The sequence below is a fragment of the Leucobacter sp. M11 genome (assembly GCF_035726885.1).
Lineage (GTDB): Bacteria > Actinomycetota > Actinomycetes > Actinomycetales > Microbacteriaceae > JAPFRB01.
On record NZ_JAPFRB010000002.1, the window covers coordinates 316,773 to 325,984 of the forward strand.

The 9,212-nt window shown below is 71.6% G+C and carries 7 protein-coding genes and 1 pseudogene; 2 read left to right on the top strand and 6 right to left on the bottom strand.

What is annotated here, in order from left to right; translation table 11 throughout:
• The 3 genes and pseudogenes from OOT08_RS05770 to hemE all read right to left on the bottom strand — a co-directional run.
• A pseudogene (locus OOT08_RS05770) lies at positions 1-347 on the bottom strand (hydroxymethylbilane synthase); the annotation flags it as partial.
• Positions 344-1,915, bottom strand: a complete 1,572-nt coding sequence (locus OOT08_RS05775; protein ID WP_325091627.1) for a protoporphyrinogen/coproporphyrinogen oxidase — start codon at positions 1,913-1,915, stop codon at positions 344-346. The pseudogene OOT08_RS05770 and the gene OOT08_RS05775, both read right to left, overlap by 4 nt.
• Positions 1,912-3,006: a uroporphyrinogen decarboxylase gene (gene hemE / locus OOT08_RS05780; protein ID WP_325091628.1), complete on the bottom strand. Its 1,095-nt coding sequence runs from the start codon at positions 3,004-3,006 to the stop codon at positions 1,912-1,914. The genes OOT08_RS05775 and hemE overlap by 4 nt, the downstream gene beginning before the upstream one ends.
• Before the next feature lie 109 nt (positions 3,007-3,115).
• Here hemE and OOT08_RS05785 point away from each other — a divergent pair, with 109 nt between their 5' ends.
• The gene (locus OOT08_RS05785) at positions 3,116-4,534 is read left to right on the top strand and encodes a glutamyl-tRNA reductase (protein ID WP_325091629.1); all 1,419 of its coding nucleotides are present in this window, start codon (positions 3,116-3,118) and stop codon (positions 4,532-4,534) included.
• Between the two features lie 76 nt (positions 4,535-4,610).
• On the opposite strand, the gene groL is transcribed toward OOT08_RS05785, so the two are convergent.
• From groL to OOT08_RS05800, 3 genes are all read right to left on the bottom strand, one after another.
• A complete protein-coding gene (gene groL, locus OOT08_RS05790) occupies positions 4,611-6,230 on the bottom strand; it encodes a chaperonin GroEL (RefSeq protein ID WP_325091631.1) in 1,620 nt (539 codons plus the stop codon).
• Between the two features lie 157 nt (positions 6,231-6,387).
• Positions 6,388-6,885, bottom strand: a complete 498-nt coding sequence (locus tag OOT08_RS05795) for a LytR C-terminal domain-containing protein (protein WP_325091632.1) — start codon at positions 6,883-6,885, stop codon at positions 6,388-6,390.
• Positions 6,886-7,129: 244 nt separating this feature from the next.
• Positions 7,130-8,281 carry a heme/hemin ABC transporter substrate-binding protein gene (locus tag OOT08_RS05800; RefSeq protein ID WP_325091633.1) on the bottom strand — a complete coding sequence of 384 codons (1,152 nt, stop codon included), beginning with the start codon at positions 8,279-8,281 and terminating at the stop codon, positions 7,130-7,132.
• 160 nt (positions 8,282-8,441) lie between these two features.
• Between OOT08_RS05800 and OOT08_RS05805 the strand changes: the two genes are divergently transcribed.
• Positions 8,442-9,212 (top strand): FecCD family ABC transporter permease (locus OOT08_RS05805; protein ID WP_325091634.1); only part of this gene is annotated, 771 nt, incomplete at its 3' end.

A 9,212-nucleotide genomic window follows, 5' to 3' on the forward strand; every position in this document is an offset into this window, starting at 1 on the left:
AGGGGCAGCTCGGCCAGGCTGAGCCCATCGCGGGCGCAGAGCACATCGCTCGCGTCGACCCGCTCGGGAACCGCGCCGATTTCGAGCCCGGGCACCGCGCCGGTGGGCAAGTCCTTCATCGAGTGCACGACGAGATCGCACTCCCCGGCGAGCAGGGCTTCCCGCAGGGCCGAGGCAAAGACCCCGGAGCCGCCAAGGCTCGCCAGGGAGGCCATGTTCGTGTCGCCGCGGGTGACCACGCGGATGAGTTCGGTGGGGATGCCGGTCCGCTGGGTGATCAGCTCGGCAATCTGCCCGGCCTGGGTGAGCGCGAGCGCGCTCCCCCGGGTGCCGATGCGCAGGGTCATAGGGGTGTCCCGTCTGTTGGTGTGTGAGGCGTGATGTCGGAGGAGTCCCGGGGCCGGTCGCGGTCGAGCGCGGCCAGGATACGCCGGGCCGCGGCCTCGGCGTCCGGGATCACCGCGGCCAGGCCGGTGCCGCAGAGCCAGGCACCCGCGCCGTCCCGGGTGCCCGCGCGCCCGGTCTCGGCGAGGCGGGCCCGAATGGCGTCGCTTCGCGCGGCGCGGCCGTGGGCGGCGCTCGGCTGGGTGCCGACCCAGTCCGTGCGGTGCGCTGCGATCAGGCGGTCACGGCCGAGCGGAATGCCGAGGATTTCGGCGGCGTCGGCCAGCGCCTGGTCGACGGCGTCTTCCGAGCGTGCAGCGTCTTTCGAAAGCACCCCCTCGTCCGGCAGCACCGTGTCGTCCGGCAGCACCGTGTCGTCCGGAAGCGCAGCCACGTCGTAGGAGAGGCGGATCGCGTGCCGCCCGGCCGCGCCGGGCTGAGCCGCCAGCTCCGCCGCGAGCCAGGCCCACTTCGCGCTGGAGTGGGTGAGGGCCTTCGCGCGCACCGCCGGGCCCGTTCCCGCGGTCCGGGTGGCCGGCTCCGCGACGAGCACGCCGTTGCCGCGCGGGGCGGCGTCGAGCGCTGGGGCGTCCACGACCAGCGTGACGATGCGCACCCGCGAGGGCGGCCGTCGCTCCGCCGTTCCCGCCGCGGCGGGCTCCGCGCCGAGGAGCGCGAGCGAGGCCTCCTCCGCGCAGGCGAGCAGCACTGCGTCGGCCGCGATCTCGACGCCGTCCGCGCCGCGCAGTGTCCAGCCGCCAGCGTCGGTCTCGGCCAGAGCCAGAATCGGGGTGCCGAGCCGCAGGTCGACGCCGCGCGCCGCGGCGTCCTCGGCGAGCGCGGTCACGAGCCGGTGCAGGCCGCCCCGCACGCCGCGGACGGCGGCCCCGGGGACCCCGGCCGCGCGCACCCGCCGGGCGGCGCGAATCACGGAGCCGCTCTGGGCGTAGGCCGCCATGAGACCCGGCGCGGCGCGCTCGGGGTCCAGGCGCTCCGGGTCGGCGGAGTACACCCCGCGGGTGACGGGGGCGACGAGCTCGGTGCGGACGCGGCTCCCGAGGCGGCCCCGGATCACTGCGCCGAAGCTCGCCTCCCGGGCGGCGGCCCGGGCCCGCGGTCCGGCCGGAAACGCCAGGTCCCGGCACGCGCGCAGCGCCCCACCCCAGCCGAGGGCCGCGCGGGCGCTGCGGGACAGGGGGCGGAGGGGGATGCCGAGCAGGCCCCCCGCGGGCATCGGCACGGAGCGGCCCGAGCTGAGTCGAAGCCAGGACCCCGCTTCGTTCGGGGGGACGAGCGCGTCGCCCAGCCCGAGCTCGTCGAGCAGCGCCAGGGCCCGGCCGCCCCGCACCGCGACGCTCTCCGCGCCCGTGTCGAGGCGGATGTTCGCGATACTGGCGGAGCCGACCGCGCCGCCCGGGGTCGCGGCGGCCTCGAAGACGGTGACGCGCAGCCCGGCCGTCGCCGCGAGGCGGGCCGCGGTGAGCCCGGCGACGCCGCCGCCGATCACCGCGAGGTGCGCTCGCGTGTTCACCGGCCGCGAACCGTGTTCACGATCCACGTCAGCCGGTCGGGGTCCGTCTCCGGGGGCACCCCGTGGCCGAGGTTCAGGATGTGCGCGGGGGCCGCCTCCCCGCGGCGCAGCACGTCCGCGAGGTGCTCCGCGAGCACGGGAAGCGGCGCGCCGAGCAGCGCCGGGTCGAGGTTGCCCTGCAGGGGCACCCGTCCGCCGAGACGACGGTTGGCCTCGTCCAGCGGGAGCCGGTAGTCCACGCCGATCGCGTCCACGCCGACGTCGAGCATCGCGGGGAGCAGCTCCCCCGTGCCGACGCCGAAGTGGATGAGCGGCAGTCGCCGCTGCACCCCCTGATGCGCAAAGGTGAGGTCGCGAACCGCGTCGAGCGCGCGGGCGGAGGCCGGGGCGACGTGCGCCGTGTAGTCGGCGAGGGAGAGCGCGCCCGCCCAGGAGTCAAAGAGTTGCCCGGCTGAGGCCCCCGCGAGCACCTGCCCGCGCAGGAAGCGCCCCGTGAGGTCCGCGGTCCAGGCCATGAGCGCCCGCCAGGCGGCGGGGTCGGCGTGCATCAGCGCGCGAGCGCGGAGGTGGTCCTTGCTCGGGCCGCCCTCCACGAGATAGGCCGCGAGGGTAAACGGTGCGCCCGCGAAGCCGATGAGCGGGGTTTCCCCCAGCTCGGCCACCGTGCGGGCCACGGCGTCGAGCACGGGGGCCATCGCGTCATCGAGGGTCGCCGGGTCGATGCGGGTCAGCTCGGCCACGTCCGCGCCGGTGCGCACGGGCGCGTCGAGCACCGGGCCGCGCCCGGCGACGATCTCGACGCCGACCCCGACGAGGCGCAGGGGGACGACGATGTCGCTAAAGAAGACCGCGGCGTCAACGCCGTGGCGGCGAACCGGCTGCAGGGTGATCTCGCTCGCCATCGCCGGGTCCAGGCAGGAGTCCAGCATCTGGGTCCCGGCGCGCAGGGCGCGGTACTCTGGGAGGGAACGCCCGGCCTGGCGCATGAACCAGACCGGAACGCGGTCGCCTCGTTCGCCGCGCAGCGCGCGGAGCAAGAGGGAGTCCGGGGTCCGCCCGGCGGCAAGAGGGTGTGCTGAGTCGAGGTTCACGCGATCAGTATGCCACTCGAAATCACCGCTTTCTGTTAATCATCTGATGAAGTTCGATTCTGGCCCCAAATGGCTCCGGGCGGCCCCCGAGCCGTCGTAGCATGGGGCCGTGCTCCTCTGTCTGACCGCAAGCCACAAGAACGCCTCCTTCGATTTCCTGGAGCGCTTCGGCGCCGTCCCCTCCGCGATGGGCCGAGCCCTGCTCAGCGGGGTGGCCGGCGTCCGCGGCTCCGTGGTGATCGCGACCTGTAACCGTTTCGAGGTGTATCTGGAGCTGAACGAGGCCGCCCGGGACCGCCCCGAGCTCGCCGACCACGCCGAGGCCCGGGCCAGCGCCCTGATCGCCCGGGAGGCCGGCATCGATGCCCAGCAGCTCGACCGGGTCTGGGGCCGCTTCCGCGGCGACGCCGCGGCGCGGCACCTCTTCGCCGTCAGCGCGGGGCTCGAATCCGTCGCGGTCGGCGAGGGTGAGATCGCCGGACAGGTGCGCCGCTCGCTCGAGCGCGCCCGGGAGGCGGGCACCACGTCGAGCGAGCTCGAACGGCTCTTCCAGCGCGCCTCGCAGACCTCGCGGGGCATCAAGAACGCCACCGGCCTGGCCGGGGTCGGCCGCTCCCTCGTCCGCCTGGGCCTCGACCTCGCCGAGTCCCGGATCGAGGACTGGCCCGCGATGCGGGTGCTCCTCATCGGGACGGGGGCCTACGCTGGGGCGAGCCTCGCCGCCCTCCGGGATCGCGGCGTCACCGAGGTCGCGGTCTACTCCCCCTCGAACCGGGCCCGGAGTTTCGCCGAGAGCCATCACGTCCGCCCGGTCTTCGCGGAGCACTTCCTCGCCGAGATCGCGGACGCCAACGTCATCATCACCTGCACGACCGCGGAGGGCACGGTGCTGGACGCGGAGCTGCTTCGCCGGGGGCGGGGCGTCTTCGCCCCGGACTTGCCCGCCCTCGATTGGGACGAGACCCCCGGCTGCCCCATCGCCCAGGAGGCATCGCAGGTGGTCATCGACCTCGGGTTGCCGCGCAACGTTGACCCCGATGTGGCCGGGCTCCCGGGGGTGGAGCTCATCGACCTGGAAACGATTCGGGTGCACGCCCCGCTGCAGGACGTGCTCGCGGATCAGCGGGCCAGGCAGCTCGTCGACCGGGCCGCCACAAAGTTCACGAAGGTCGCCGCGGAGCAGCGGCTGGCCCCGGAGGTCGTCGCCCTGCGCGAGTACGCGGCCGAGATCCTCGACTCCGAGATCGACCGCATCGCGAGCAAGGACCGGGACGGCGTCGCCGAGGGCGCGCTGCGCCACCTGATGGCCCGGCTCCTGCACCAGCCAACGGTGCGCGCCCGCGCATACGCCCGCGCGGGCCAGACCGAGCGCTACCGGGACGCGCTCGACACCCTCTTTGGGATCCGCTTGGTCGCTGACGAGGACGCGGTCCCCGCGGGCGATGTCGCGGGCGATGTCGTGGGCAATGTCGCGGGCGATGTCGTGGGCGAGGTCGACGTCGCCGCCGCGAGCATTACGGCGTCGTAGCCCCGCCAGAAACACACAACGGGCGGACGATCCGAAGATCGTCCGCCCGTGAGCGTGCGCAGCGCGCGGCTGGGACTTAGAAGTCCATGCCACCCGTGGGGTCGCCGCCACCGGCAGCGGCCGGCTCGGGCTTGTCCGCGACGACAACCTCAGTGGTCAGGAACAGACCAGCGATGGATGCGGCGTTCTGCAGCGCGGAGCGGGTCACCTTGGCGGGGTCAAGGATGCCCTGGGCCACGAGGTCACCGTACTCGCCGGAGGCGGCGTTCAGGCCGTGACCGACGGGCATGCTGCGGACCTTGTCGGCCACCACGCCGGGCTCGAAGCCAGCGTTCTGGGCGATCTGGCGCAGCGGCGCCTCGATGGCAACCTTGACGATGTTCGCGCCGACGGCCTCGTCGCCCGAGAGCTCGAGGGACTCGAACGCGGTCGCACCGGCCTGGATGAGGGCCACGCCACCGCCGGGCAGGATGCCCTCTTCGACGGCTGCCTTCGCGTTGCGAACGGCGTCCTCGATGCGGTGCTTGCGCTCCTTCAGCTCGACCTCGGTCGCGGCGCCAGCCTTGATGACGGCGACGCCACCGGCGAGCTTCGCGAGGCGCTCCTGGAGCTTCTCACGGTCGTAGTCGCTGTCGGTGGAGGAGATCTCCTTGCGGATCTGCGACACGCGGCCGTCGATCGCGTCCTTCTCGCCAGCGCCCTCGACGATGGTGGTCTCGTCCTTGGTGATGACGACCTTGCGAGCACGGCCGAGCATGTCGAGCGTGGTGTTCTCGAGCTTCAGGCCGACCTCCTCGGAGATGACCTGGCCGCCCGTGAGGATCGCGATGTCCTGGAGCATGGCCTTGCGGCGGTCGCCGAAGCCGGGAGCCTTGACGGCGGCCGACTTGAAGATGCCGCGGATCTTGTTGAGCACGAGGGTCGCGAGCGCTTCGCCCTCGACGTCCTCGGCAACGATCAGGAGCTGCTTGCCGGACTGGATGACCTGGTCAACGACCGGCAGGATGTCCTTGATGTTGGAGACCTTGGAGTTGACGATGAGGATGTAGGGGTCCTCGAAGACGACTTCCTGGCGGTCCTGGTCGGTCACGAAGTAGGCCGAGAGGTAGCCCTTGTCGAAGCGCATGCCCTCGGTCAGCTCAAGCTCGGTGCCGAAGGTGTTCGACTCCTCGACGGTGACGACGCCCTCCTTACCGACCTTGTCGATCGCCTCGGCGATCAGCTTTCCGATCTGCTCGTCAGCGGCGGAGATGGAGGCCGTAGCCGCGATCTCGTCGGTGGTCTCGATCTCCTTGGCGTTGGCGAGGAGCTGAGCGGAGACGGCCTCGACGGCCTTCTCGATGCCCTTCTTGAGCGCGATGGGGTCGCTGCCAGCGGCGACGTTGCGGAGGCCCTCGCGGACGAGTGCCTGAGCGAGGACGGTCGCGGTGGTGGTTCCGTCACCGGCGACGTCGTCGGTCTTCTTGGCGACCTCCTTGACGAGCTCGGCGCCGATCTTCTCGAACGGGTCGTCCAGCTCGATCTCCTTGGCGATGGACACACCATCGTTGGTGATCGTGGGGGCGCCCCACTTCTTCTCCAGCACCACGTTGCGACCGCGGGGGCCAAGGGTCACCTTGACGGCGTCGGCGAGGGTGTTCAGGCCACGCTCGAGCCCACGGCGAGCTTCTTCATCAAACGCAATGATCTTTGCCATGTGTGTTTTCGTCCCTCCTGGACGTTACCAACGAAAAGTGATTTAGCACTCTTCGAAGTCGAGTGCCAGGTCAATTCTGGCACTCAGCACCCGAGAGTGCAAGTGCGCTCGGAGGATGCGGAGCTGCTTCCCGGGCTGGGCTGCGCGCCCGAGGGAGCTACTGGCTCGCGCCGGGCCCGCGGTAGTCGTCGGCGAGCAGGACGACGAGCTGGGTGTCGTAGATCGAGTAGTCCTCGCGGAGGTAATAGAACACTCCGCCGAGCTGATCGCCGAGCCCCTTCGCGAGGGCCTCGTCCTTCGGGTCCGTGAAGAAGACCGCGCTGAGGTCGGCGGGTTCGTCGGTGGCGTCCGTGAATTCGACGATGCCCCAGCGCTGGGCGCGGATCTCGGCCACGACCGCGGCCGTGAGGGCCTCGTCGCCGGTCGCGTTCAGCACGGTCACCGTGGTGCTCGGGTCGATGACGGCCTTGACCGGCGCCTTGCTCGACCCCGAGCCGCTGGGCGCGGCCGAGCCCGTCTCCGGGAAGAGCAGGTTGCTCGGGCCGATCACGACGAAGATAATGCCGAGCACGGTGATCACCGCGGCGGACAGCAGGATCCACAGGAAACGCACGAGGCTGGAGCCGTTGCGGGCCGGGGCGCGGTGCGCGCCCACGCGGCGCGTGCGGGGCGCGTCCTCGAAACGATCGTCCAGCGCTTCGCCGGGGGCCGGGGCGGCCGCGCGCCGTCCGGGGCTCGCTGTCGCGCGACGCCCGGCGTCGGGCGACGAGGCGCGGCGGGCCGGAGCCGGGGACGCCGATCGGCGCGATCCCGCGCGAGAGCGCTCGCTCATCCGTTCTCCTCCACTGCCATGTTCCTCAGGGCATCACGATGATTGCGCGCCTCAGACTGGGTTTACTTTACCCTGCGAGCGAATCCGGAGCGTAAAGAGCCCTGGCAAGTCCATCCAAAACGTCCGGGACTCGGGTGCCGTTGCCCAGGATCAGGGTGTCGTCGATCGAGATGATGCGCCGCTTCTCCCCGGCGGTGGTGAGGGCGACCGAGGGCTGCGCCTCCAGCAGGCCGTCAATGCCCCCGGCGCTCGCGAGGCCGTTTTCCATCACGAGAATCACATCGGGGTCGATCGCGACGAGTGCCTCGTCGGTCATCGGCTTCATCCCGGCCCAGCCGATCTCCTCGGTCACGTCGATCCCGCCGATCGCGTCGATCACGGTGTCGATCCCGCTGCCCTGGCCGAAGAGGTAGTAGATCCCGGAGGTGCCGCGAATGTAGAGGAAGGCGACCCGGAGCTTCTGCTCCTCCGCCGTCGGGGCGAAGTCCGCGATCTCGGCGAGCTTGGCCTCGATGGCAGATTCGAGGTTCGTGGCGAGGGTGTCGCCCAGCGCGGGCACGCCGAGGGCCGCGGCGACCTGCCGAGCCGTCTCGCCCGCCGCGGTGAAGTCGGTGGCCTCCTGCACCATCACGACCGGGATCCCCGCGTCGCGCAGTTGCAGGAGGACGTCGTGCGGTCCGATCGTGCCGTCGGTGAGGATGACCGAGGGGTTCAGGTTGAGCACGCTCTCGGCGTCGAGGGAGTGGCTCGACTTCGTCACGACGGGCAGTTCCTCCGCGCCGGGGAAGCTCGTGCTGAGGTCCCGCCCGATGAGGCGGTCGCTCAGCCCGAGGGCGTGCACCATGTCCGCCAGGTTGCCCGTGAGGCTGAGCGCGAGCACCCGGTCGGCGCTGTCCACCGTGATCTCGCGCGTGCCGTCGCGGTCGTAGGAGGGCACCGTGACGGGCAGCTCCGGGGTCGGGTCCTCGGCCACGGGGCCAACGGTCGGGCCCCCCACGAGGACGTCGGTGGGGCCCTCGTAGCTGTGCGGGTCCGCCAGCGCGGTCACCTCGGACAGCGGCGGCAGGCTGACCGATTCCGAGCCCTCGCCGCTGGTCCCGGCGCTCGGGCCACCCTGGCAGCCGGTGAGCGCCAGCAGCGCGATGAGCACGGCGCCGACGGCGGCGCTTCGCGCGGAACGGGGGGCGGTTCGCGCGGAACGGGGGGCTCGGTCAAGCATTCGGTGGATCTCCTCACAGCGTGGCGGCGGCGAGAACGGTAGCATCGGATATCTGAACGTCCGCCCTGTGCCCGCTCGCTAGGTAAGCCTACCCTCAGGTACGATGAACACTCCGAGAGTTTCGGCCACGACCTTTTTGAGAAAGTAGCTGCGGCACCGCATGAACAGCTCCACCGGCCTCATCCGGCGCCCAAAACGTGGCGTGCGGGCGCTCCTCTTCACCGGCCTCACCGTGGCGCTGATCCTCACCGTGCTCTTCTCCGCGGGGATCGGGCAACTCCAGATCGCCCCGGCCGAGGTCCTCGGCTCGCTGCTGCACCGCATCGGCATCACCTGGTTGCCGCTGCCCGAGCACCCCACCGGCGACACCGCCCTCTGGACGATCCGCTTCCCCCGGGTCGCGATGGCCCTCGTGATCGGCGCGGGCCTGGCCGTCTCCGGCCTCCTCATGCAGGCGATCTTCGGGAACCCGCTCGCCGAGCCCGGCGTCGTCGGGGTGTCCTCGGGGGCCGCGCTCGGGGCCTCCGCCTGCATCGTGTTCAATTGGTACTTCTTCGGCGAGTGGACGATCGCGATCTTCGGCTTCCTGAGCGGCCTCGTCGCCACGCTCCTGGTCTATCTGATGAGCCGGGCCGACGGAAAAACCGAGGTCGTCACCCTCGTGCTCACCGGTATCGCGGTGAACGCCGTGGCCGGCGCCGGGCTCGCCCTGTTCACCTTCCTCGGCGACACCCAGTCCCGCGAGCAGATTGTGTTCTGGCAACTCGGCAGCCTGAACGGCAGCCGCTGGGAGCAGGTCGGCATCGTCTTCCCGCTCGTCGCCTTCGGCATCATCGTCGCGTATCTGGTGGCCCGCAAGCTCGACCTGCTCTCCCTCGGCGAGCGCAACGCCCGCCACCTCGGCATCAATGTCGAGCTCCTGCGCATCGGG

Coding starts and splice junctions, on each gene's coding strand:
- groL (WP_325091631.1), bottom strand. CDS start 6,230: ATGGCAAAGATCATTGCGTTTGATGAAGAAGCTCGCCGTGGGCTCGAG.
- OOT08_RS05800 (WP_325091633.1), bottom strand. CDS start 8,281: ATGCTTGACCGAGCCCCCCGTTCCGCGCGAACCGCCCCCCGTTCCGCG.